The organism is Candidatus Methylopumilus planktonicus (assembly GCF_000981505.1).
In the GTDB taxonomy this organism is placed as follows: Bacteria; Pseudomonadota; Gammaproteobacteria; order Burkholderiales; family Methylophilaceae; genus Methylopumilus; species Methylopumilus planktonicus.
On the sequence record NZ_LN827929.1, the window covers coordinates 60,493 to 85,140 of the forward strand.

At 39.5% G+C, this 24,648-nt stretch carries 26 protein-coding genes and 3 tRNA genes; 19 read left to right on the forward strand and 10 right to left on the reverse strand.

From position 1 onward, the window contains the following. The first annotated feature begins 4 nt into the window (after positions 1 to 4). The 5 genes from rpsI (at position 5) to erpA (ending at position 2,720) form a co-directional block, all read left to right on the forward strand. Complete coding sequence (rpsI, locus tag BN1208_RS00260) at positions 5 to 397, forward strand: 30S ribosomal protein S9 (RefSeq protein WP_046486649.1); 393 nt, start codon at positions 5 to 7, stop codon at positions 395 to 397. Positions 398 to 532: 135 nt separating this feature from the next. Then, positions 533 to 1,567, forward strand: coding sequence for an N-acetyl-gamma-glutamyl-phosphate reductase (argC, locus tag BN1208_RS00265; protein ID WP_046489130.1), 1,035 nt, complete (start codon positions 533 to 535; stop codon positions 1,565 to 1,567). Between the two features lie 12 nt (positions 1,568 to 1,579). After that, positions 1,580 to 1,945, forward strand: a complete 366-nt coding sequence (locus tag BN1208_RS00270; protein WP_046486650.1) for a hypothetical protein — start codon at positions 1,580 to 1,582, stop codon at positions 1,943 to 1,945. Between the two features lie 10 nt (positions 1,946 to 1,955). After that, the gene (locus BN1208_RS00275; RefSeq protein WP_046486653.1) at positions 1,956 to 2,342 is read left to right on the forward strand and encodes a bactofilin family protein; all 387 of its coding nucleotides are present in this window, start codon (positions 1,956 to 1,958) and stop codon (positions 2,340 to 2,342) included. 12 nt (positions 2,343 to 2,354) lie between these two features. After that, complete coding sequence (gene erpA, locus BN1208_RS00280) at positions 2,355 to 2,720, forward strand: iron-sulfur cluster insertion protein ErpA (RefSeq protein WP_046486655.1); 366 nt, start codon at positions 2,355 to 2,357, stop codon at positions 2,718 to 2,720. 2 nt (positions 2,721 to 2,722) lie between these two features. On the opposite strand, the gene gltA is transcribed toward erpA, so the two are convergent. After that, positions 2,723 to 4,009, reverse strand: a complete 1,287-nt coding sequence (gene gltA / locus BN1208_RS00285) for a citrate synthase (protein ID WP_046486657.1) — start codon at positions 4,007 to 4,009, stop codon at positions 2,723 to 2,725. A gap of 67 nt (positions 4,010 to 4,076) precedes the next feature. Then, on the reverse strand, positions 4,077 to 5,174 hold the full coding sequence (locus tag BN1208_RS00290) for an anhydro-N-acetylmuramic acid kinase (RefSeq protein WP_046489131.1): 1,098 nt from the start codon (positions 5,172 to 5,174) through the stop codon (positions 4,077 to 4,079). A 107-nt stretch (positions 5,175 to 5,281) separates the two neighbouring features. Between BN1208_RS00290 and tyrS the strand changes: the two genes are divergently transcribed. From tyrS to pnp, 8 genes are all read left to right on the forward strand, one after another. After that, a complete protein-coding gene (gene tyrS / locus BN1208_RS00295; protein ID WP_156157755.1) occupies positions 5,282 to 6,481 on the forward strand; it encodes a tyrosine--tRNA ligase in 1,200 nt (399 codons plus the stop codon). A gap of 146 nt (positions 6,482 to 6,627) precedes the next feature. Next, positions 6,628 to 7,068 (forward strand): ribosome maturation factor RimP, encoded by a 441-nt coding sequence (rimP, locus tag BN1208_RS00300; RefSeq protein WP_046486659.1) that lies wholly within the window; start codon positions 6,628 to 6,630, stop codon positions 7,066 to 7,068. Between the two features lie 22 nt (positions 7,069 to 7,090). Continuing rightward, positions 7,091 to 8,557: a transcription termination factor NusA gene (nusA, locus tag BN1208_RS00305; protein WP_046486660.1), complete on the forward strand. Its 1,467-nt coding sequence runs from the start codon at positions 7,091 to 7,093 to the stop codon at positions 8,555 to 8,557. Between the two features lie 39 nt (positions 8,558 to 8,596). Beyond that, positions 8,597 to 11,095 (forward strand): translation initiation factor IF-2, encoded by a 2,499-nt coding sequence (gene infB / locus BN1208_RS00310; protein ID WP_046486662.1) that lies wholly within the window; start codon positions 8,597 to 8,599, stop codon positions 11,093 to 11,095. A 2-nt stretch (positions 11,096 to 11,097) separates the two neighbouring features. Continuing rightward, the gene (rbfA, locus tag BN1208_RS00315; RefSeq protein WP_317615392.1) at positions 11,098 to 11,445 is read left to right on the forward strand and encodes a 30S ribosome-binding factor RbfA; all 348 of its coding nucleotides are present in this window, start codon (positions 11,098 to 11,100) and stop codon (positions 11,443 to 11,445) included. Positions 11,446 to 11,454: 9 nt separating this feature from the next. After that, entirely contained in the window at positions 11,455 to 12,357 is a 903-nt protein-coding gene (gene truB / locus BN1208_RS00320) for a tRNA pseudouridine(55) synthase TruB (RefSeq protein ID WP_046486663.1), read from the forward strand. A gap of 66 nt (positions 12,358 to 12,423) precedes the next feature. Continuing rightward, positions 12,424 to 12,693 carry a 30S ribosomal protein S15 gene (rpsO, locus tag BN1208_RS00325; RefSeq protein ID WP_046486665.1) on the forward strand — a complete coding sequence of 90 codons (270 nt, stop codon included), beginning with the start codon at positions 12,424 to 12,426 and terminating at the stop codon, positions 12,691 to 12,693. Positions 12,694 to 12,870: 177 nt separating this feature from the next. After that, positions 12,871 to 15,000, forward strand: coding sequence for a polyribonucleotide nucleotidyltransferase (gene pnp, locus BN1208_RS00330; protein ID WP_046486666.1), 2,130 nt, complete (start codon positions 12,871 to 12,873; stop codon positions 14,998 to 15,000). A 69-nt stretch (positions 15,001 to 15,069) separates the two neighbouring features. Here pnp and dksA read toward each other — a convergent pair whose 3' ends face one another. Together dksA and folD are read right to left on the reverse strand one after the other, a co-directional pair. Further along, a complete protein-coding gene (gene dksA / locus BN1208_RS07435) occupies positions 15,070 to 15,432 on the reverse strand; it encodes an RNA polymerase-binding protein DksA (RefSeq protein WP_046489132.1) in 363 nt (120 codons plus the stop codon). Between the two features lie 498 nt (positions 15,433 to 15,930). Continuing rightward, a complete protein-coding gene (gene folD, locus BN1208_RS00340) occupies positions 15,931 to 16,785 on the reverse strand; it encodes a bifunctional methylenetetrahydrofolate dehydrogenase/methenyltetrahydrofolate cyclohydrolase FolD (protein ID WP_046489133.1) in 855 nt (284 codons plus the stop codon). A gap of 137 nt (positions 16,786 to 16,922) precedes the next feature. Here folD and BN1208_RS00345 point away from each other — a divergent pair, with 137 nt between their 5' ends. The 6 genes from BN1208_RS00345 (at position 16,923) to BN1208_RS00370 (ending at position 21,316) form a co-directional block, all read left to right on the forward strand. Then, the gene (locus BN1208_RS00345; RefSeq protein ID WP_046486667.1) at positions 16,923 to 17,222 is read left to right on the forward strand and encodes an EF-hand domain-containing protein; all 300 of its coding nucleotides are present in this window, start codon (positions 16,923 to 16,925) and stop codon (positions 17,220 to 17,222) included. 74 nt (positions 17,223 to 17,296) lie between these two features. Then, a tRNA-Pro gene (locus BN1208_RS00350) sits at positions 17,297 to 17,373 on the forward strand. 63 nt (positions 17,374 to 17,436) lie between these two features. Continuing rightward, a tRNA-Arg gene (locus BN1208_RS00355) sits at positions 17,437 to 17,513 on the forward strand. Between the two features lie 15 nt (positions 17,514 to 17,528). Next, positions 17,529 to 17,604 (forward strand) — tRNA-His (locus BN1208_RS00360). A gap of 73 nt (positions 17,605 to 17,677) precedes the next feature. Beyond that, positions 17,678 to 18,424 (forward strand): HesA/MoeB/ThiF family protein, encoded by a 747-nt coding sequence (locus tag BN1208_RS00365; protein ID WP_046489134.1) that lies wholly within the window; start codon positions 17,678 to 17,680, stop codon positions 18,422 to 18,424. 90 nt (positions 18,425 to 18,514) lie between these two features. After that, positions 18,515 to 21,316, forward strand: a complete 2,802-nt coding sequence (locus BN1208_RS00370; RefSeq protein WP_046486669.1) for a valine--tRNA ligase — start codon at positions 18,515 to 18,517, stop codon at positions 21,314 to 21,316. Here BN1208_RS00370 and BN1208_RS00375 read toward each other — a convergent pair. From BN1208_RS00375 to BN1208_RS00400, 6 genes are all read right to left on the reverse strand, one after another. Then, positions 21,308 to 21,544, reverse strand: a complete 237-nt coding sequence (locus BN1208_RS00375) for a sulfurtransferase TusA family protein (protein ID WP_046486671.1) — start codon at positions 21,542 to 21,544, stop codon at positions 21,308 to 21,310. The two genes, BN1208_RS00370 and BN1208_RS00375, sit on opposite strands and share 9 nt — an antisense overlap. A 1-nt stretch (position 21,545) precedes the next feature. Beyond that, entirely contained in the window at positions 21,546 to 21,869 is a 324-nt protein-coding gene (locus BN1208_RS00380) for a rhodanese-like domain-containing protein (protein WP_046486673.1), read from the reverse strand. A gap of 19 nt (positions 21,870 to 21,888) precedes the next feature. After that, positions 21,889 to 22,287 carry an MAPEG family protein gene (locus tag BN1208_RS00385; protein ID WP_046486674.1) on the reverse strand — a complete coding sequence of 133 codons (399 nt, stop codon included), beginning with the start codon at positions 22,285 to 22,287 and terminating at the stop codon, positions 21,889 to 21,891. A gap of 69 nt (positions 22,288 to 22,356) precedes the next feature. After that, a complete protein-coding gene (locus tag BN1208_RS00390; protein WP_046486676.1) occupies positions 22,357 to 23,082 on the reverse strand; it encodes a lysophospholipid acyltransferase family protein in 726 nt (241 codons plus the stop codon). Between the two features lie 6 nt (positions 23,083 to 23,088). Next, the gene (locus BN1208_RS00395) at positions 23,089 to 23,436 is read right to left on the reverse strand and encodes a DUF3147 family protein (protein WP_046486678.1); all 348 of its coding nucleotides are present in this window, start codon (positions 23,434 to 23,436) and stop codon (positions 23,089 to 23,091) included. Beyond that, the gene (locus BN1208_RS00400) at positions 23,436 to 24,641 is read right to left on the reverse strand and encodes a GNAT family N-acetyltransferase (protein WP_046486681.1); all 1,206 of its coding nucleotides are present in this window, start codon (positions 24,639 to 24,641) and stop codon (positions 23,436 to 23,438) included. Before BN1208_RS00400 ends, BN1208_RS00395 begins: the two co-directional genes overlap by 1 nt. Between the last annotated feature and the right edge of the window lie 7 nt (positions 24,642 to 24,648).

Consider the following 24,648-nt stretch of genomic DNA (forward strand, 5'->3'; position numbering starts at 1 on the left):
CAATATGATAGGTAAATACAATTACGGAACAGGTCGCAGAAAGAGCTCAGTAGCTCGTGTGTTCATGAAGCCAGGTAAAGGCGTAATCACTGTGAACGACAAACCTGCGGATGAATATTTTTCACGTTATACCTCCCGTATGATTTTTCGCCAACCACTCGACTTAACCAACACGTTAAGCACATTTGATATCAATGTGAACGTTATCGGTGGCGGTGAATCTGGTCAAGCAGGTGCTGTGCGTCATGGCATTACACGTGCATTGATTGACTATGATACAAATTTAAAAAGCACGCTTTCACAAGCTGGTTTTGTAACACGTGATGCACGCGAAGTTGAGCGTAAAAAAGTGGGTCTTCGAAAAGCTCGTAGACGTAAACAATTCTCGAAACGTTAATTGTTTCAAGTTCCAAAGAGCAAAAAGGCCGCTTTCAAGCGGCTTTTTTGTTATATAGAGTTAAATAAATTTTGTTAGTATGGTTTTTAAGGATCAAAACTTCTTTTAAATTAAAGGTGCCAAGTGATGAGTAATATGTCCAAGATTAAAGTAGGCGTGGTCGGTGCGACTGGTTATACCGGCGTTGAGCTATTAAGAATCCTAGTCAAGCATCCTCATGTGACGATCCAGGCTGTAACGTCCAGAGCAGAGGCTGGCTTATCGATTGCGAGCTTATTTCCAAGCTTAAGAGGCCTCATTGAGCTTAAATTTGAAGACCCTAAGACAGCTAATTTAACCAATTGTGACCTCGTGTTTTTTGCAACGCCCAATGGTATTGCCATGCAAGAAGTACCAGCACTTCTTAAAGCTGGGGTAAAAGTGATTGATTTGGCAGCTGATTTTAGGCTAAAAGACGCTAACGTCTGGGAAAAGTGGTACAACATGCCGCATTCATGTAGCGATCTACTAAAAGATGCTATTTATGGCCTACCGGAGATGAATAGAGAAAAGATTAAAAAGGCATCACTTGTGGCTAATCCGGGCTGTTATCCCACAGCTATTCAATTGGGATTTATTCCATTGATCGAATCAGGCGTGATTGATCTTGATGATTTAATCGCAGATGCGAAATCAGGTGTATCTGGAGCCGGCAGGAAAGCTGAAGTAAATGCATTGATGGCGGAAGCTTCCGATAACTTTAAAGCATACGGAGTCGAAGGGCATAGACATTTACCCGAAATCACGCAAGGGCTTAGTAGTCTTGCGAATCAGGCAGTGCATTTAACTTTTGTGCCTCATTTAACGCCTATGATTAGAGGCATACACGCAACACTTTATGCAACGCTTACTAAAAAAACAGATATACAAGCACTTTTTGAATCAAGATATAGAGATGAGTCTTTTGTAGACGTCATGCCAAAAGGGTCTCATCCAGAAACAAGATCTGTAAGAGGCTCAAATCAATGTCGCATCAGTATCCATCAGCCGCAAGGAAGCCATAAGGTTGTGATTTTATCTGTCATTGATAATCTCGTGAAAGGTGCGGCAGGACAGGCTGTTCAGAATATGAATCTTATGTTTGATTTTCCAGAGATTTCTGGGCTTGATCTTGTGCCCTTGATGCCATAAAGTGTTGTTTCTATGAGAAAAGTTAAGCGAACCTATAGAAAATATTTTGGCGTCACCCGCCGAAGAATGCGTATTAAAACAGGCGCTTCTTGGCACACCTATTTGATGATTGCAGTCTTCTCATTTATAGGCGGCGCAGGCTTGACTTATTGGGAATTAAACGGTGGCTCAGTGATTGGCTTTATTTCAAAAATTGAAGCATTAGAATCGGAGAATCAATCCATACAAGGCCAGTTATTACAACAAAAAATTGAGATCCAGCTCAAATCGATTTCAGGTGATAAAGTTTCAGGCGATATTTCTAAGCTTCAAGAAGAAAATAATAAGCTAAAAGAAGACATTCTTTTTTACGAAAAAATTGTAGGCAAGAAACGATAAAGGATATTTCATGTTTTTTAATAAAAAAAATAAAGCGCGTACGATCGATACGCTGATTGATAAAGACATTTCGGTGCGTGGCAATGTGACTTATTCAGGGGGGATTCGTGTGGATGGTTCAATTCAAGGCAACCTCACTGAACTTCCAGGCACAGCAGGCACTCTTATTATGGGTAATAAGAGTCGTATTAAGGGAAATATTTCCGCACATACGGCTATTATTGGCGGAGATGTGAATGGTAATATCATATGTGCTGAATATTTAGAGCTTCATGCAAATGCCAAAATCATGGGCGATATCGAATATAAGGTGATAGAAATTCATGCAGGTGCTAAAGTGTATGGACGGCTTAAAGAAGTAGCTAAAGATTATCAGATACAAAAAAAGAAAGAATGAGGAGTAAATATTATGAATCAAATCGTTGAATCAAAAGAAATGGAAATGCCAACCCCGCTTATTTTTACAGATAATGCTGTAAAAAAGGTCAAGGCATTGATTGAAGAAGAAGGTCAGCCAGAGTTAAAACTTCGTGTATTTGTAAGTGGTGGCGGATGTTCAGGATTTCAATATGGATTTACATTTGAAGAAACTACGAATGAAGATGATACGCAAGTCACAAAAGATTCAGTGACTTTGCTCATTGACCCTATGAGTTTGCAGTATTTAATGGGCGCTGAAATTGATTACCAAGACAGTGTTCAAGGCTCGCAATTTGTTATTAAGAATCCAAACGCACAAACAACATGCGGTTGTGGTTCTTCCTTCTCAGCTTAACGCTAATTATTTTTAGGAACGTCGCGTCGAGGTTTACCTGTGTAAACTTGGCGTGGCCTGCCAATTTTATTGCCAGGCTGACCTACCATTTCATTCCATTGAGCGACCCAGCCAGCTGTTCTTGCAAGTGCAAATACGGCAGTAAACATTGAATTAGGAATCCCCATAGCTCGCATCACAATGCCAGAATAGAAATCCACATTGGGATAAAGTTTTTTCTCAATGAAGTATTCATCCTCGAGTGCAATTTGTTCTAACTTCATCGCAAGTTTAAAAATAGGATCATCTTTTAAACCAAGTTCATTGAGAACTTCATGGCAGGTCTTGCGCATAATTTCTGCACGTGGATCTTTGTTGCGATAAATACGATGACCAAAGCCCATCATACGGAATGAATCATCTTTATCTTTTGCGCGTTTGATAAATGCACCAATACGACTTTCATCTTCAATTTCTTCGAGCATTTTCAAAGTAGCTTCGTTTGCACCGCCGTGCGCTGGACCCCAAAGAGATGCAATGCCTGCAGCGATACATGCAAAAGGGTTTGCCCCTGAAGAGCCCGCGAGTCTTACTGTAGAAGTTGATGCATTTTGTTCATGGTCTGCATGAAGAATTAAAATACGCTCAAAAGCTTTAGCGAGTACAGGGTTAATTTTGTATTCTTCACATGGCGTTGCAAACATCATATGCATAAAATTCTCAGCATAATTTAAATGATTTTGTGGGTAGGTAAATGGTTGCCCTGATCGATATTTGAAACTCCAAGCTGCTATCGTAGGAACCTTTGCTAATAATTGGTGTGCTGCGATTAAACGATGTTGGGCGTCTGAGACATCCATACTATCGTTATAGAACGCAGACATAGAGCCTACGACACCTACCATAACAGCCATAGGGTGAGCATCACGTCTAAACCCACGAAAAATATTATTGAGCTGATCGTGGAGCATTGTATGGCGAGTAATGGTAGTCGAAAATGTTTCTTTTTCTTGTGGTTTTGGTAATTCACCATGCATCAAGAGATAGGCCACATCTAAGAAGTCATAATGTTCTGCAAGCTGTTCAATAGGGTAGCCACGATAAAGTAAAAGACCTTTGTCGCCATCAATAAAAGTGATTTCAGAGCTACACGAAGCCGTCGACATAAAACCAGGGTCATAACTAAAGATTTGATGAGTCCCTAATTGGCGAATATCAATCGCATCATTACCCATGGTACTTTTTACCAAAGGCAATTCTATGGATGTTGATTCTTGATCGAAGTTTAATGTGACTTTAGTTGATTTCATTTTTGAAAAATAAAATTAATTATTAAATGAATTATAACTTCTCATAACACTTTTGCTAGCGCTATCTTTAGGCGGGATATATTGCACCTAAAATACGCAAGCCTTTAGCGCCAGTGACTTGAGGTAAGTTACCCGCTTTTAAAAATAGTGTTTGTTTTGCAAGCCATGCAAATGCAGCAGCTTCCACATGTTGTGTCGGCATGCCAAGGGCATCGGTGAGCTGGATTTTTATTTGAGGCATTAATGATTTTAATCGCTCAACTAAAAAACTATTTAAAGCGCCACCACCACACAAATAAATTTCTATGATATTTGCGTTATGAGTACCTATCGCTTTTGAAATACTTAATGCGGTGAGTTCCAATAGCGTTCTTTGGATATCATGAGTGGGGTAAGATTTTTGTAAGTGTTTGTTGAGCCAAGCTTCATTAAAGTGATCGCGACCTGTGCTTTTGGGCGCAGTTTTTTCAAAATAAGAATCTTTAAAAAATGCATCAAGAAGCGTTTGAATAAGCTCGCCTTCCTTAGCCCAAGAACCATCCTCATCGAATGCTTTACGAAGGTGCTTTTGACTCCAGTGATCTAATAAAAGATTGCCAGGCCCACTATCAAAGCCTGATACTGAAGTTTCGGGATTTAATAGGGTGATGTTGGCAATCCCACCAATATTTACAATCGCACGATGCGTTGTTGGGTGTGAAAAAATTTCTTTATGAAATGCAGGCACTAAGGGAGCGCCTTGTCCGCCAGCTGCAACATCACGACTGCGAAAATCAGCAATCACATTGATATAAGAAAGCTCAGCTAAGAGCGCAGGATTTCCAATTTGCAAGGTGAAGCCTTTTTGTGGCTGATGTCGAATGGTTTGTCCATGAAACCCAATCGCTTTGACGTCTTTGGGTGTAGTGCCTGTTTTTTTAAGTAAAGCTTCAATAGCTTGATAGGCTTTTTGGCTCAATATATTACCTGCGATGAGGCTATCTTCGAGCTCATTGGTATACGGTAAATGAAGTCCTAAAAGACTTTTTTTCAATGTATCTTCGTAGGGGACATAACTATGACCCATAATTTTGATGTCTTGAGGCGAATCACCAAAATTAACAAGCACAGCATCCATCCCATCAAGGCTGGTGCCAGACATAAGACCTATAAATAATTCATTCATGTGTAGGATTGTAAATGGTTTATTTCCGCTATTTTCCATATTGGTAAAATAATTTAGGCTAAAATGATTGCAATTATTAAACTTCAATAAAACCATCGGAAATATTTGTGGCTACTGAAATCAATCAAGCGTTAGCACTCATCAAACGAGGCGCCGAAGAAATTCTTCTAGAAGAAGAGCTTCTCGAAAAACTTAAAAAAGGTAAGCCTTTAAGAGTTAAGGCCGGCTTTGATCCTACAGCACCTGATCTTCATTTAGGCCATACTGTTTTATTAAATAAACTAAGACAGTTTCAGGACTTAGGCCATCATGTTTTATTTTTAATTGGCGACTTTACGGGCATGATTGGCGACCCCACTGGCAAAAGTGCAACACGCCCCCCTTTATCTCAAGATGAAGTGAAAAAAAATGCTGAGAGCTATGCCGATCAAGTTTTTAAAATATTAAAGCGCGACCAAACCGAGGTTGTTTTTAATTCAAAATGGCTGACTGATTTAGGTGCGGCAGGCATGCTTAAATTAGCTGCAAGCCATACAGTAGCTCGTATGTTAGAGCGCGATGATTTTAGTAAAAGATATAAAGCCAATCAGCCCATCGCTATTCATGAATTTCTATATCCCCTTCTTCAGGGTTATGACTCGGTGGCATTGAAAGCAGACGTGGAATTAGGTGGTACTGATCAAAAATTTAATTTATTAATGGGTCGCGAGTTACAAAAGCAATCAGGTCAATCTCCCCAGTGTGTCATTACCATGCCGCTTCTCGAAGGTTTGGATGGGGTACAAAAAATGTCTAAATCCTTGGGCAATTACATAGGGATTAATGAAGCACCTGAAATCATATTTGCAAAAATTATGTCAGTTTCAGATGAATTAATGTGGCGATATATTGAGCTACTTTCTTTTGCATCCATGGATGAGATTGCAGGCTGGAAAGCGCAGGTCAAAGCAGGTCAAAATCCTCGCGACATTAAAGTCATTTTTGCCCAAGAAATTGTGGCGCGCTTTCATTCAAAAGAGGCTGCTATTGAGGCGTTAGAAAATTTTGAGACGCGCTCTAAAGGAGGTATTCCAGACAATATCCCTGAAGTAAATATCACGATTCAAGCTGATACAATTGGCATTTTGCAGCTTCTTAAAGAAGCCTCGCTTGTGGCGAGCACATCTGAAGCCATGCGCCTCATCGAGGGCGGCGGCATAAAAATTGATGGAGAGCGTCTTGAAGATGGTAAAAAAATGATTTCTAAAAATAGTGAATTTGTGGCCCAGGTGGGCAAGCGAAAATTCGCAAAGATTAAAGTTCTTTAATGTGAAGGATCATATTGATTTTGAATGAACTTTTGATTTCAATTATCTGAATTTATTGGTATAATTCGGCGTGAAAATATTGATGGGCTTTAAGCCCATTTTTTGTTTCTGCAACTTGGGGAATTTTAGGAAATCAGCCTTGTAAGATGGAAAAGCTTGAAACATTAATTGAAAAAACCGTACAGCAACTCGGCTATGAGTTGGCAGATTTGGAGATTTCAAATCGAGGAAAGCTTTTGCGTGTTTATATTGATAAGCCTGATTCAGTGACGATTGATGATTGCACTTTAGTGAGCAACCATTTAGGCCACGTTCTTACCGTAGAGCAGGATTTAGATTACGACCGACTAGAGGTTTCATCCCCTGGTATGGATCGCGTGTTAAAGAAATTAGCTGATTTTGAACGCTTTAAAGGTGAGCGGGCTTCTGTGAAGTTAAGAATGCCTTTAGATGCGCGTAAAAATTTTTTAGGCACGATTGATGGGACAGAAAAAGATACTGTCCTTTTGTTGTGCGAGGGTGAGCTCTATCGCTTCGCTTTATCAAATATTGATAAAGCTCGATTGAGCCCAGAATTTAAACGTTAGAAAATGAGTTGCGGAGATTGAGATGAGTCGCGAGATTTTATTGTTAGTAGATGCTTTAGCCCATGAAAAAAATGTGAACAAAGATGTGGTCTTTGAGGCTCTTGAGTCAGCCTTGGCTTCAGCTACAAAGAAAAAAAATACAGAAGATATTGATGTGCGCGTTGAAATTGATCGTGACACAGGTGAATATAAATCTTTTAGACGTTGGACTTTTTTAAATGATGAGCTCATTGAGAATGAACACGCTCAAATTTCTCTTCTAGATCCTCGCGCTGAAGGCAAGGTTGAAAACGATACGATTGAAGTGCCTTTGGAGTCGATTGAATTTGGACGTATCGGCGCACAAGCTGCAAAACAAGTCATCTTACAAAAAGTACGCGAAGCTGAAAGAGAACAAATTTTAGAAGATTTCTTGGGCCGCAATGAAAAATTAGTCACCGGTGTAATCAAACGCATGGATCGCGGCAATGGGATCATTGAAGTGGGTCGTATTGAAGCGGTCCTTCCCCGCGATCAAATGATTCCTAAAGAAAATTTACGTATTGGCGATCGTGTAAGAGCCTATCTGACAAACGTTGAAAGAAGTCATCGCGGACCACAGCTTATTTTATCTAGAACAGCACCTGAATTTCTTGTGCGTTTATTTGAACTTGAAGTACCAGAAATTGAAGAAGGCCTGCTAGAAATTAAATCGGCATCACGTGACCCAGGGTTGCGTTCAAAAATTGCTGTGAAAGCAAACGATCAAAGAATTGATCCAGTAGGCACATGTGTAGGTATGCGAGGATCAAGGGTTCAAGCAGTGACAGGTGAACTTGCAGGAGAGCGTGTCGATATTGTTTTATGGTCCATGGAGCCAGCACAGTTTGTGATCAATGCGATGGCACCGGCTGAAGTTTCAAGCATTGTGGTCGATGAAGAAAAACACAGTATGGATGTTGTAGTGAATGAAGAAAATTTAGCGCAAGCAATTGGGCGAAATGGACAAAACGTTCGCCTTGCCTCCGAGCTCACAGGTTGGAATATTAATATTCTGACAGAAGAAGAGTCCTCTAAGAAAAATGAAGAAGAATATGCAAGTACGAGCCAATTATTCATGGCGAAACTTGATGTGGACGAAGATGTGGCCGACATTCTTGTGCAAGAAGGATTTAGCACGCTAGAAGAAATTGCTTATGTGCCATTGCAAGAGATGTTAGAGATCGAAGCGTTCGATGAAGACACGGTGAATGAACTTCGTTCGCGCGCACGTGCAGCTCTTCTCACTGAAGCGATTGCAAAAGAAGAAAAAGTTGAAGAAGCGGCAGAAGACCTTCTCACAATGGAAGGCATGGATGACGCTACGGCTAACCTTCTTGCTTCAAAAGGTATTTCGAAAATGGATGATCTTGCAGATCTTGCTGTAGATGAATTGGTTGAAATGACTTCAATGGATGAAGAGCGTGCGAAACAGTTAATCATGACTGCTAGAGCGCCTTGGTTTGTTTAAAGGTACATTCACCCTACGATGAATATTATGAGGTACTAAATGGGACAATCAACCGTCACTAAATTTGCTGAAGAATTAGGATTGCCTGTTGATTTATTAATCGAACAGCTTAAAAGCGCTGGCGTGAATAAATCAGTAGCAGAAGATTCTTTAAGCGAAATAGATAAATCAGCACTTCTCGAATATCTTCGTAAAGAGCATGGCCAAACTCAAGTACCAAAAAACAAAATCACTTTAACGCACAAACAAAATAAAGAGATTAAAAAAACGGATAGCACAGGACGTGCTCGCACCATTCAAGTTGAGGTGCGCAAAAAACGTGTACTCGTAAGACGAGAAGATGGACAACCGGTCGATACCCCTATTGTGGAATCTAAACCTGTTGAAACAGTTGCTAAAACTCAATCAAAAACACACGTGCTTGGCGAAGATCAATTATCAATTAGAGAAGACGAAGCTAAGCGACATGCAGCACTTGCAGCAGTTCAAGCCGAAGATGTTAGAAAAAAACAAGAAGTAGTTGCGAAAGTAAATGAAGCGCCGGCAGCTAAATTAAGTGAAGGCACACTTCATCGTCCTGCTTCTAAAGCAGGTGTTAAAGTTGAAACTAAAGAAAAGCAAGTAGATAAGAGTGAAAAAGATTGGTCCGATCGTGAATTTAAAAAACGTACACTCAAAGGACGTGGCGACTCCAGTGCTTCTTCAGGATGGCGCTCACCTAAATCAAGATCAAAATCTCGCGAAGAGAATGAAGAGTCAACTTTTGTAGCACCTACTGAACTGATTATTCGAGACATTCATGTGCCTGAAACAATTTCGGTTGCTGACTTAGCACATAAGATGTCAGTGAAGGCCACTGAGGTCATTAAAGTGCTTATGAATATGGGCATGATGGTCACCATTAATCAAATTTTAGATCAAGACACTGGAATGATTGTAGTAGGTGAAATGGGACATACGCCCGTTGCGGCTTTAGATGATGATCCTGACGCGCTAATCGAGCAAGATTCAAGCATAGAAGCTATATTAGAAACACGACCGCCAGTGGTCACTGTAATGGGTCACGTGGATCACGGTAAAACTTCATTGCTTGATTATATTAGAACCACACGCGTGGCCTCTGGTGAAGCAGGCGGCATTACACAACATATTGGTGCATACCATGTAGAAACACCGCGCGGCATGGTGACTTTTTTAGATACTCCAGGCCATGAGGCTTTCACTGCAATGCGAGCTCGCGGCGCTAAGGCTACTGATATTGTGATTTTAGTAGTGGCAGCAGATGACGGTGTGATGCCACAAACGATTGAAGCAATTCATCATGCAAAAGCAGCCAATGTGCCTCTTGTGGTTGCGATTAATAAAATTGATAAACCTGACGCCTCTCCTGAGCGCGTAAAAATGGAGCTTGTAGCGCAAGAAGTGGTGCCTGAAGATTTTGGTGGTGACACCATGTTTGTGGAAGTTTCAGCAAAATCAGGACAAGGTATCGATAAACTCCTTGAATCAGTGCTGCTTCAAGCCGAAGTGCTTGAATTAAAAGCGCCTAAAAATACGCCTGCCAAGGGTATTGTTATTGAAGGCCGTCTAGATAAAGGCCGAGGTCCTGTAGCCACTGTTCTTATTCAGTCAGGTACTTTAAAACGCGGCGATACATTATTAGCGGGATCAGCTTTTGGTCGCATTCGTGCGATGCTTGATGAAACCGGCAAAGAAATTAAAGAAGCAGGACCTTCTATGCCTGTTGAAGTATTAGGTTTAGCAGATGTGCCGAACGCAGGCGAAGAAGTCGTTGTATTAAATGACGAACGTAAAGCCCGTGAAATTGCTCTATTCCGTCAAGGTAAATTTAGAGATGTGAAATTAGCAAAACAACAAGCTGCAAAACTTGCAAATATATTTGATCAAATGGCTGAGGGTAACGTAAAAGTTTTACCACTCATAATTAAATCTGATGTTCAAGGTTCTTGTGAAGCGTTATCTACATCATTACAAAAATTATCTACCGACGAAGTTAAAGTGAATGTCATTCATATAGGCGTTGGTGCTGTGACTGAATCTGATGTGAACTTAGCGAGCGCCTCGAAAGCCATTCTCATTGCATTTAATGTAAGAGCGGAAGCAGGTGCGCGTAAATTGATAGATTCACTTGAAGTCGATGTGCACTATTACAGTATTATTTACGAAGCTGTTGATCAAGTGAAAGCAGCCCTTGGTGGATTGTTATCACCTGAGCAAAAAGAAAGCATCATCGGCATGGTTGAAATTCGTGAAGTATTTAAAATTTCTAAAATAGGCTCCATTGCGGGTTGTTATGTTCAAGACGGTGTGATTAGAAGAAGTTCAATGGTGCGAATCTTAAGAGACAATGTCGTCATTCATTCAGGCGAACTTGATTCATTAAAACGCTTCAAAGATGATGTGAAAGAAGTTAAAAATAATTTCGAGTGCGGACTCTCTATTAAAAACTTCAATGAAATTGAAGTGGGCGACATGCTCGAAGTGTTTGAAGTCGTTGAGATCGCGCGTAAGCTTTAACCATGGTGAATCGCTCTTATGCGAGAAGTGATCGCATTTCAGAACAAATAAAGCGAGAACTCGCAGAGCTTATTCAATCAGAACTCAAAGATCCTGCTGTGGGAATGTTAACGATCACTGAAGTTCAAGTCACCCCTGACTTACTCCACGCTAAAATATATTTTACTTCTCCTACAAATGACCCTTTAATCATGCAAGGCCTAGATCGCTCGACAGGATATTTACGTGCGCAATTATCAAAACGTATGGCGACACGCGGCATCCCACAACTTCATTTTGTGTATGATACGTCGATTGATGAGGGGATGAAGATTTCACAACTCATTAAAGACGCACTACCTCCTCAGTAATTTATTTTCATGCAAAAGAAGTCTACGAAGCGCGAGATTGATGGCGTTTTTTTACTCAATAAGCCACTTGGATTTTCATCCAATCAAGCCTTAAAAAAAATCCAATGGTTATTTAATGCAAAAAAAGCAGGACACACAGGCACGCTTGACCCTATGGCCTCAGGGCTTCTTCCTATTTGCTTAGGTGAGGCTACAAAATTTTCACACCGTCTTCTTAATGCTAACAAAACTTATATCGCAACAATTCAATTCGGCGTGACCACTACGACAGGCGATCAAGAAGGTGAGGTGATTTCAGAAAAAGAGGTTGTTTTCAATGAAGTCCAATTAAAAGAAACGCTGCAAAAATTTATAGGCGATATTACACAAATACCCCCGATGTATTCCGCATTGAAATTTGAAGGCAAGCCCCTCTATGAATATGCAAGAAAAGGGATTGAAATTGAACGCAAATCTAGACAAATTACCATCTATGACATCAAGCTTATAAAAGTTGAAGGCAGTGTCACGACAATTGAAGTTTTCTGCAGCAAGGGGACTTATATTCGTACTTTGGCAGAAGATATTGGGGAAGCACTAGGGTGTGGCGCTTACTTAAAGGGCTTAGAAAGAACCCAAACGGGCAATTTTCAGTTGTCAGATGCCCTCTCAATCGAAGCTCTCGAAGCTATAGCCGTCGCATCTCGAGAAAAAATACTTTTGCCTATCGATGCATTATTAGAAGGGCTATCCTCGATTGAGCTGACTTCGACTGAAACAGAAGCGATTAAAAAAGGGCAAAGCATTGATTTTATTAGTAAAAATGAAGAAGAATTACGCTTATATAGCGCTTCAGGTAAGTTTTTAGGGGTGGGCCAGCCCGACCTTCAAGGACACCTGCTTCCTAAGCGCTTAATAGCAAATATATTATAAAAAACATATTGTTAAATCAAAAGAATACAATTAAAATACGCGGACTGAATGAGGAGAGAAGATTAAATGGCATCAACAGCAGCTGAAAGAGCCAAAGTTGTAAGTGAATATCAACAGGCAAAGAACGATACAGGATCCCCAGAAGTGCAAGTTGCACTTATCACAAGTCGTATTGGTTATTTAACAGATCATTTCAAAACCAATGCAAAAGACCATCACTCACGTCGTGGACTTTTAGCACTTGTAAGTCAACGCAGAAAATTATTGGATTACCTTAAAGGTAAGAGTTTAGGTCGCTATCAATCATTGATTGAGCGTCTAGGTTTACGTAAATAATTTTTTTAACTATTTAAATTAATTAGTTTAAGAAATTTTTGATTCGTAAGTTTTGAAGCCGATTGCAACCCTTCTTAAAAAGGAAGATGCCTCGGCTTTTTTATTGGATGTTAAATGTTAGTTAATGTATTCGTTATTAAGAAGTGAATAACGGATGAAAAAAGAAAAGGGTAAATTATGTTTAAAGCAATTAAGAAGAGTATTCAATTTGGTGCACACACCTTAACACTGGAAACAGGCGAGATAGCAAGACAAGCAGATGGTGCAGTATTGGTAAGTTATGGTGATACAGCGGTATTAGTAACAGTCGTAGGCAGACATGATGTTAAAGCAGGACAAGATTTTTTCCCCCTCACAGTTGATTATCAGGAAAAAACATATGCTGCAGGTAAAATTCCTGGCGGTTTTTTCAAACGAGAAGCACGTCCAAGCGAAAAAGAGACACTGACTTCACGTTTAATTGATCGTCCATTACGTCCTTTATTCCCAGAAAGTTTTTACAACGAAATTCAAATCGTGGCAATGGTCGTGTCATCTGATAGTGAAATTGATTCTGATATTCCAGCAATCATTGGCGCTTCAGCAGCATTAGCTATTTCAGGTATCCCTTTCTATGGACCAATTGGTGCTGCGCGCGTGGGATATATTAACGAAGAGTATGTGACTAATCCAACAGCATCACAATTAAAAGAAAGTGAACTTGATCTTGTTGTTGCGGCAACAGACTCGGCTGTATTAATGGTTGAATCAGAAGCAAAGGAATTACCTGAAAGCGTTATGTTAGGCGCTGTGCTTCATGGCCATAAAGAAATGCAAGCTGTGATCAAAATGATTAATGAATTAGCTAAAGAAGTTGGCAAAGAGCCATGGGATTGGGTTGCCCCTGAACCTGATAAAGCACTCATTAAAAAGATTCATGATTTAGCAGCAAAAGATGTTCACGCTGCATTTCAAATTAAATCAAAAGGCGAGCGCTCAGCTAAGCTAGATGAAATTAAAAATAAAGTATTCGCAGAGCTTATTACTGAAGATACAGATACTACCGAAACTAATAAAATTAAAAATGAATTTTTTAATTTAGAAGCAAAAACAGTGCGTACACAAATTTTAGATGGAGAGCCACGTATCGACGGACGAGATACTCGCACAGTCAGACCGATTGCGATTAGATCAAGTGTTCTTCCTAGAACTCACGGTTCAGCACTTTTCACACGTGGTGAAACGCAAGCACTTGTAGTTGCTACATTAGGCACAGGTCGCGATGAGCAAACGATTGATGCACTTCAAGGTGAGTATTCAGACCGCTTCATGCTTCATTACAATATGCCTCCTTATGCAACAGGTGAAACAGGACGTGTGGGCACACCTAAGCGTCGTGAAATTGGTCATGGTCGATTAGCAAAGCGTGCATTGCTTGCTGTCCTACCTTCTAAAGAAGATTTTAGCTATACGATGCGTTTAGTTTCTGAAATTACAGAATCAAATGGTTCAAGCTCTATGGCATCTGTATGTGGCGGTTGTTTAGCATTGATGGACGCTGGTGTCCCAATCAAAGCTCACGTGGCAGGTATTGCGATGGGTCTTATTAAAGAAGGCAATCGTGTTGCTGTTTTGACAGATATCTTAGGTGATGAAGATCATTTAGGTGATATGGATTTTAAAGTGGCAGGTACTGAAGATGGTATTACAGCGCTTCAAATGGATATTAAAATTACAGGTATCACCACTGAAATTATGCAAGTGGCATTGAGCCAAGCTAAAGAGGGACGTGAACATATTTTAGCAATCATGAAAAAAGAAATGAAAGGTAGCCGTCAAGAGCTATCTACATTTGCACCAAGAATTATTACTGTGAAAATTCACCCAGATAAAATTCGCGAGGTGATCGGTAAAGGTGGATCGGTGATAAAAGCCTTAACTGAAGAAACCGGTGCTACGATTGATATCGAAGATGACGGTACTATTAAGATTGCTTGTGTGGATGGTCTTCAAGGTGAAGAAGCGAAGCGTCGTATTTTAGAAATCACAGCAGAAATTGAAGTAGGTCAAATCTACGAAGGTACTGTGATTAAGATGTTAGATTTTGGCGCAATTGTATCTCTTCTTCCTGGTAAAGATGGCTTACTTCATATTTCACAAATTGCTCATCAACGTGTGAATGCGGTGACTGACTTCTTGTCTGAAGGACAAAAAGTTAAAGTACAAGTAATTGAAGTGGATGACAAGGGTCGTGTTCGTGTAAGTGCAAAAGCACTGATTGAGCCTCCGGCTGCTGAAGAAAAAGTAGAAAGCAAGAAAGCAGACTAATTGTTTTAGATTAATTTAAGACAACAAAAAACCCGGGAGATCCCGGGTTTTTTTATTTAAAAAAATCAATTAACCTGCCATTTGTTTTTCGCGGATCTCATCAAGTGTTTTGCAATCAATACATAGTGTTGCAGTGGGACGAGCCTCTAAACGTTTTAGACCAATTTCTTCGCCACAGCCTGTGCAGTATCCATAATCTTGGCTTTCGATATTTCTTAAAGTCTCATCTATTTTTTTGATAAGTTTGCGTTCACGGTCACGATTTCTAAGTTCAAGCGCCATATCCGATTCCTGGCTTGCACGATCGTTAGGATCTGCATGTGAGGTCAGCTCATCTTGCATGGTATGTACTGTGCGATCCATATCATGACTTAATTCTGTTTTCCATTCATTAAGAATGCTGCGGAAATGATTAAGCTGGCTTTTACTCATGTAGCCCTCACCTTTTTTAGCTTCATAAGATCTAAATTGTTTTAGACCCTTTTGAGATGAGCTTTTAACTTTAAGAGGGACAATTTTTGCAGGGACAGGTTTCTTAGATGCAACTTTTTTAACTACAACCATTTTAGGCGCTGGTTTTTTCTTAGCTACAACTTTTTTAACCGGAGCTTTTTTCTTTGCCACGACTTTTTTAGCGACAACCTTTTTAGGAGTCGGCTTTTTCTTTGCCACAACTTTTTTAGGCGCTGGTTTTTTCTTAGCTACAACTTTTTTAACTGGAGCTTTTTTCTTTGCCACGACTTTTTTAGGCGCTGGTTTTTTCTTAGCTACAACTTTTTTAACTGGAGCTTTTTTCTTTGCCACGACTTTTTTAGCTACTTTTTTAACTGCCATTTTTTAATCCTAAAGTAAAAACAAATGCAAATAATCGCGAAAGTTTACACTGATCGACTATGAAAGCAAGATGTAATTGACGTAATTTACGACTATTTATTGGGTGGATAGCTTTTGTGCGAGAAGCGTATTTTCCATTAATGTTGCAACCGTCATAGGTCCCACGCCCCCTGGCACAGGAGTAATAAAACCAGCCCTTGTTTTTGCGATATCAAATTCAATATCACCTATTATTTTTCCGCTCTCAAGCCTGTTGATACCAATATCAATTGCAATGGCTCCAGGTTTAATCCAGCTTCCTTTAATCATATCTGGTATGCCAGCCGCTGCCACAACAATGTCCGCCAATTCAATTTTTTGTTGGAGTTTTTGGGTATAGCGATTACATATAGTGACAGTGCAGCCCCCTAAAAGAAGCTCTAAGGCCATAGGGCGGCCAACATGATTTGATGAACCAACCACGATTGCATCAAGCCCTTGGATTGCAAGCTGGGTGGCTTTAATAAGCTTCATGACACCATAGGGAGTGCAAGACCTTAATTGGGGCTGCTTTATTGCTAAAAGGCCAATATTTTTAGGATGAAATCCATCGACATCTTTAAGTGGTGAAATATTTTCAAAAATGACGTCATTATTAATGTGTGAAGGTAAAGGCGACTGAACTAAGATGCCATCAATACTTGTATCATTATTTAATGTTTCAATAAGTGTTAAAAGTTCTTTTTCAGAAGTTTCATTAGGTAAGTCATAAGCAATCGACTTGACGCCAATTTTTTCACAGGCCAAACGTTTATTTTTGACATAGATGGACGACGCAGGATTAGAGCCTGTAAGAACGACCGCTAAACTGGGATTGCGAATACCTTTTTTTGATCTCACATCAATTTCTTTTTTGAGATCTTGAAGAAGATTTTCAGCAATCGCTTTACCATCAATTATCTTGGCTGACATGAATTGATCCATCAATAAAAAATTATCTTAACATATTGAATTTTAAATTTGTTCCATACTTGGTGAATCTTTTGTAAGAAGAAGCATCAAAGAGTATGATTAATATAAATTATTTTTTTAAGAGGAGCTTTAAGATCATGAAGAAAAGTGTTTGGGTAATAATTTCACTAGGATTAATTTTTGGTTTAAATCCACCTATTTTTGCAGACCATCATGATAAGGGTGAGCATTGTAAAATGCATACAAAAAAATCATTTGAAGAAGCCGATAAAGATCGTGATGGAACCCTTGATCGTGAAGAAGCAAAGGTTGTTTGCAAAGAGGATTTTGATCTTATGGATAAAGACCGTGATGGTACATTGTCTAAAGAAGAGCTTAATGCATGTAAGGGTAAAAAAGGTAAATTAGGCCATAAAAAAGCCGCTAAACCAGCGTAAATAGAAGAAATGCCGAGGTCTAAGATGGCGGCTTCATTTGACCTCAGCCCTTAATTAGGCTATATTCTCGCCCTCGGGGTGTAGCGTAGTCTGGTAGCGCGCCTGCTTTGGGAGCAGGATGTCGGGAGTTCGAATCTCTCCACCCCGACCAGATTTAGCATCTTACTTATTATAGAAAAAAAGGATTTTCTGTAACACGCTTTGTGTTGTTAAGCTGCCCGTAGCTCAACTGGATAGAGCACCAACCTTCTAAGTTGGGGGTTACAGGTTCAATTCCTGTCGGGCAGGCCAATTTCTAGTTCATTGGTGGCTGTAGCTCAGTTGGTAGAGTCCAGGATTGTGATTCCTGTTGTCGTGGGTTCGAGCCCCATCAGCCACCCCAGTTTTAAATGCATTGAATCAAGAGTTAATTGACGATATAGTCATTTCAACTTTAATTAATGTTTAATGCATTCATGGACGATCAGCAACTTCTTCGATATAGCCGTCATATCTTATTGCCTGATATTGAATATCAGGGACAAGAAAAACTTCTTAATAGTCATATTCTCATTGTAGGTGCAGGTGGTTTAGGCTCACCCATTGCAATCTATTGTGCAGCTGCGGGTGTTGGAAAAATGACGATATGTGATTTTGATGATGTAGATTTAAGTAATCTACAAAGACAAATCATTCATGACACACAATCAGTTAGCATTAATAAAGCCTCTTCTGCAAAACAGTTTATTCAATTACTTAATCCAGATGTAGAAGTGATTGCTGTGACAGAAAAACAAACTGAAGCAAGCATGAAAGTCATTGCAAAAGATGTAGATGTCATTATTGATGGCTCAGATAATTTTACGACGCGCTATGCGCTTAATCGAATCGCAGTGTCATTAAAGAAGCCACTAGTTTCAGGTGCTGCCGTGGGTTATGAAGGTCAGATTAGTGTTTTTGATATGAGACATGATAAGAGTCCTTGTTATCACTGTCTATTTCCAGATACAGGCGACCGCAGTGAAACGCGCTGTGCTGATAATGGTGTTTTTTCACCCACAGTCGGCATGATAGGCACTGCTCAAGCTGCCGAAGTCATGAAGATTATTTTAGGCATAGGCGAGTCTTTAGAGGGGCGCTTATTATTGCTTGATGTGAAATCGATGCAATGGAAAAATATTCAACTTAAAAAAGATCCATCTTGCGCTGTTTGTTCTAAGTGATTTTTTATGGCAGACATCTGCCCTGAGGCCTGATATCACTTATCCCTATGTTAAAATGAATCTTTAACAAATCCTCTATGTGCTTTATTCATGGAAAATAATCTCTCTAAACCTTTTAGCCCAAAAGATATTGAAAGTCATTGGTATGATTTTTGGGAATCAAAAGGCTTTTACCAAGCAGGCTTAGACACTAAGCAAAAAAACTCATTTTGTATTTTATTGCCGCCACCCAACGTCACAGGAACCTTGCATATGGGGCATGGATTCAATCAAACACTTATGGATGCATTAACACGCTATCACCGTATGAAGGGCGACAACACGTTATGGCAGCCCGGTACCGATCATGCAGGCATTGCAACACAAATCGTTGTTGAAAGACAGCTGGATAAAGAAGGTATTTCAAGACATAACCTTGGACGAGAAAAGTTTTTAGAAAAAGTATGGGAGTGGAAAGCCTTCTCAGGCGGCACGATCACAGAGCAGATGCGCAGACTTGGCACTTCACCTGATTGGTCTCGCGAACGTTTCACGATGGATGAAGGTTTATCAAAAACGGTGACAGAAACATTTGTCAGTTTATTTAAAGAAGGACTGATTTATCGCGGTAAACGTTTAGTAAATTGGGACATTCAATTACAGACAGCTGTATCTGATTTAGAAGTAGTGCAAGAAGAAGAGGATGGATTCTTGTGGCATATTCAATACCCACTCGCATCTGGTGATGACCATTTAACTGTTGCTACCACTCGACCTGAAACAATGCTGGGTGACGTTGCGATTATGGTTCATCCTGAAGATGCACGATATTTAAAACTTGTTGGCCAAATGGTAAAACTTCCTTTATGTGATCGTGAAATTCCAATCATCGCAGATGATTATGTTGATCAAACATTTGGGACAGGTGTTGTAAAAGTAACGCCCGCACATGACTTCAATGACTATGCTGTAGGGTTGCGACATAAGCTACCTATGATAAGTGTGTTGACGCTCGATGGACATATTAACGAGGCAGCACCTAAGGCCTATCAAGGGCTAGATCGATTTGCTGCACGTAAAAAAATTTTAGAAGATTTAGAGCTCCAAGGATTTCTTGTAAAAACTGAAAAACACAAACTTAAAATTCCACGAGGGGATCGAACAGATGTGGTGATAGAACCAATGCTCACTGATCAGTGGTTTGTGGCCATGACTAAAAAAGGCCATGATGGAAAAAGTATTACAGAAAAAGCCCTTGATGTTGTGAAGACGGGTGAAATTAAATTCTTTCCAGATAACTGGGTGAATACTTATAACCAGTGGCTGAACAACATTCAAGATTGGTGTATTTCAAGGCAGCTTTGGTGGGGCCATCAAATCCCAGCTTGGTATGGTGATGAAGGTCAGGTCTGGGTTGCGCACAGTGAGGAAGAAGTAAAAGCCTTAGCCTTAAAAGATGGCTATCAGGGAAGTTTAAAGCGTGATCCAGATGTTCTAGATACTTGGTACTCATCAGCGCTATGGCCTTTCTCAACCCTTGATTGGACCCCTGATTATCCAAAGGTGTCTAACCCAGCTCTCGATCTCTATTTACCCTCGACGGTATTAGTGACAGGTTTTGATATTATCTTTTTCTGGGTCGCTCGAATGGTCATGATGACTAAACACATTACTGGAAAGATTCCATTTAAGCATGTTTATGTGCATGGACTCATTCGTGATGCAGAAGGCCAGAAGATGAGTAAGTCAAAAGGAAATGTCTTAGATCCTATCGATTTGATCGAAGGCATTTCTCTTGAAGCGCTTATTGAAAAAAGAACAACCGGACTTATGAATCCAAAACAAGCCGAATCAATCACTAAAAAAACACGCAAAGAATTTCCAGAAGGTATCGCCGCTTTTGGCACAGACGCCTTACGCTTTACTTATTCAAGCTTAGCGAGTCCTGGACGTGACATCAAATTTGATCTTCAACGTTGCGAAGGCTATCGAAATTTCTGCAATAAATTATGGAATGCGACACGTTTTGTTCTTATGAACTGCGAAGGTAAAGAAAATGGTTTTGGAGAATGCGTAGAAGGTTATCTTGAATTTTCAAAAGCTGATCGTTGGATTGTGAGCGAATTGCAAGAGAGAGAAGTGGCTATTGAAAAAGCATTTTTAGATTACCGATTTGATTTATTGTCACAAGAACTTTACCAATTTGTTTGGGATGAATTTTGTGATTGGTATCTTGAAGTTGCTAAAGTTCAATTGCAAATGGGAAGTGAAGGAGAGCAAAGGGCGACACGGCGAACACTTTTACGCGTTCTCGAGATTATTTTGCGATTAATACATCCAGTGATGCCTTTTATTACCGAAGAAATTTGGCAAACGATCGGCCCTATGAATGGAAAAAAAGGCCCTTCGATTATGCTAGAGCCCTATCCTCAAAGTGACAGCAAAAAAATTGACCGAGAAAGTATTCAATGGATGTCTACTTTGAAAGAGATGGTAGATGTGTGCCGAAAACTTCGCGGCGAAATGAATATTTCCTCAGCACAAAAAATTCCACTTGTGATCGCAGGAAACAAAAAGTCACTTGAGCTCTATGCCCCCTATCTTAAAGCACTTGCTAAATTAACTGATGTTGAAATTGTGGAAGAACTTCCAGCAATCGATGCGCCAGTGATGTTAGTGAAAGACTTTAAATTAATGCTTAAGGTTGAAGTAGATGCTGCAGAAGAAAAAGAAAGAATTACAAAAGAACTTAATCGCATTCAAATTGAAATCCAAAAAGCTAAAGGTAAGCTAGAAAATGCCAGCTTTATAGATAGAGCCCCTGAGGCAGTGGTAGCACTAGAAAAAAAACGCTTAGAAGAGTTCTTAGAGAGCTTTGAAAAGCTTTATGAACAACTAAAAAAGTTAGCTTAAACGGCGTTTCTTGATAAAGAAAGTAATGACGCCATTTTCGTCTTGAAGAGATAAAAGTTCATGTCCTGTCTGGCGACAAAATGCATCAAAATCTTTTTTGCTTCCAGGGTCTGTGGCAATAATTTTTAAGACCTCATCAGATTTAATTTCATTCAAACCTTTTTTACATCGCAAGATCGGAAGTGGACATTTAAGTCCTGTTGCGTCAACTTCATAATCATAATGCATATTATTTAAGTGCTGAGAAAGTGAAGCCGGCATTTGCCCAAGCAATAATACCGCCCGCTAAGTTATACACGTCATGATAATCATGTTCAGCTAAATAAGATGCTGCGTGGGCTGAGCGAATGCCGCTATGGCAATAAAAAACAATACTAGATTTTTTGGAAAGTTTACCGAAAGCTTGAGGAAGGCTTGAAAGCGGGATATGTTGCGCACCTTGAATAACGCCTCTTGCAACTTCATCATCATTTCTTACATCAATTAAAACTAAATCATCTTGCTTGAACATGCTGTGTAAGGTTGCGGCATCAATGGTCATAAAAGCACTCATGAGGATAACAGCTGAAATATTAAAGAATTTTTTGAATGATCAGCGCAATTACATTTGTTGCAGCTAGCGCTTGAAGTCCCCAGAGCGTGAATTTCATCCCTTTCACTCTAAGTTCCATATTAGGCGTTGCTTCCAGAAAAGCTTTTGCATAGTAAAGTCGGCCCGCAGTAAATAAACCACCTAAAAGTAAAACAATCGTCCAATGAATATGGTTGGCTTCAAGGCATCCTAAGAGAATAAGACCTAAAGGAACATATTCCGCAAAGTTTCCGTGCGAACGAATCGCTTGTTGCAAGTCTTCTCGACCACCATCACCTAAAGACACTTCATTTTGGCGTCTTAGGTTAATGACGTTTAATGCTAATTTAACGTATACAAAGGTAAGAATAGCGGCGTAAATAGCAGTGAGTTTTAACATGATGTTTAAATTGAATAATCTAAGATGCACTCATTATAACATCGAGATGAGAGCGATATAAAAGGGTGCTTAGTTTATTTTGAGTGCAATAGCTTCTTGAAGTTTTAGCGACAGGTCTTTTCTTGATTGTGAAGGCTTGACCGGATGCCCAATATGTAAAATGACCTCAATCTGATTGGATTTAGCCACTCGCTTAAAGGATTGAAGTAAAGTCGTTGAACCATGAAAGCTCGTGCGGTTTGTAAGAACTTTATTTTCCTTATATTTGATTGAGAGAGGTAAAAGTAATTTGTCAGACTCAAAGGCTGATTGAAATAAGCTGCTCTTAAAAGGAAGCACTTGGTATCCGTTTGACGTAATACCTTCAGGGAAAATACATATTGACTGTTTTTCATTTAAAAAGTGATGGTTCATCGCTTGGATGACATCAGGTAAATTTGATTTACGATTACGGTCAACAAAAATGGCACCTGAAATTTTAGCCAGCATCCCAATAATAGGCCATGTTTTGACATCCGATGCTGATACGAATGTGACAGGCTTTAATGAAAAGATCACAGGAATATCTAGCCATGAAATATGATTTGAAACGATAAGATAACTATCTTTACTTAGAAGCTTTAAAGCTTCGCCATTGAGTGTAATTTTAATCTTTAAAATACGTAGGAGACGTTTCGCCCAGTATTGAATAAGAAGATGATGGATATTTTTTGGAAGAACAATCATCGCGATACAAAGAATTAGTGCGAGAAGTAAATGAAACGCCATGAAAACAGATTTAAAAATAAAGTTCATAGTGAATTATAAGAGTTCGATGCCATAAGGCTTTAGAATTTTTGCAAAAATATAAAATGTAACTAAAGTAATGACAACAGATATGCCAAGTGTTGGCCAAAAACCAAATCGTTTAAGTAAAAAAGGAAATACTAGGAACATGGGTAACGTAGGTATGACATACCAAAAAGTATACCAAGCATGATTTGCAATTTTAGATTCCGGCTGTTTTTCTAAATATAGCCAAATTAAAGTTAGCACTGTCACAAGAGGGAGCGCTGCGATGAGCCCACCTAAACGATCACTTTTCTTAGCCACTTCAGAAATAAAAACAACCATACCTGACGTGATTAAAAGTTTAAATAAAATCCACATTAAATTTCTCCTTCTTTTATTAATTGAATACCAGGCTTTTCTTCAGGATAGGCCTTTAAATAAACTGCCAAGTCTGGATCAAGCGTATCCCAATTGACCAATCTCGATACTTTTTTATATATTTCATGCATAAAGCGATTTCGGTGCTTACAGTAATTTGTAAGATGAATGAGTTCATGACCCGTTTCGATTTTAGCAGGATAAGCTGTTTGGCCACTTTGAATTGTTTTAGCGCCAATTTTATATGACCAATTAACAGCTTCAATCCATAAGCGAAAATAGATAAACCAATCTCTAGGGGCATCATAATCAATGCCAATAAATTTATTAATCACATGTCCTTTAAGATCAAAACAAAGCATAAAAGCTACAATTTCATGAGAAGACTGGTGTCTTAAGACAATAAAGTGCGCTTCTTTTTCGCGAGAAATAAATTCAAAGAATTCGGGTGTTAGCTCTTCAAATTTAGTTTTACCTTTTGAATAAGTTCTTGAGAATAGTCGGTAAAGCTGATGAAGGGTTTGATTGTCAGGCAGATGAACTATGCTGACATCCAAAGGAGCTGGAAGTGCTTTCTTTAACTTTTTTAGAAATTGGTCTCTTCTAGACGATTTGAGAGAGTTTATATAATCTTCAGTATTTCCCCCTTCTAGTTTTACAAGTGCCGACGGAAAACTTATAAGCGGGAATAATTTTTTAGATTTGGAAATGGTGGCAAGTGTTTGGTGGTATATATTTGGAAAGTCTTTCCAAACTAACATAGCTGCTTTGTATTTTTGCGCTTGTTTTTCAGCAGCCTCCTGGACACAGAGAAAAATATCATCCTGTGTCACTTTCTGAGCTTTTAAAATTTTTGGATCAATCCCGATATGCCCCTCATCAGAGCCGACGCTGCCAATAAAAAAAGTACGTTGATATAAGAAAGACGGGAGGATTTTGCTGATTAGCTTTGCGATTAGCAAAATCATCGGAGGCATCACAAGCTCAATGGGCACATCCTTGACGAAAGCAGGGGCGATGGCAACTGGCTCTCCATTCAAAGAAATTAGACCATAGGTAAAAGTGAATTGCTCTTCTAGGTGTGCACACTCGAGTGATCTATACCACCACTGACCTTCGTTCGGTGCTGGAAAACAACTATCCCAGAGCGCCTGTGGTATTTGCGATTCAGAATTAAGCCATTCAAGAGAGAGCTGTTGTATCATCTATCAG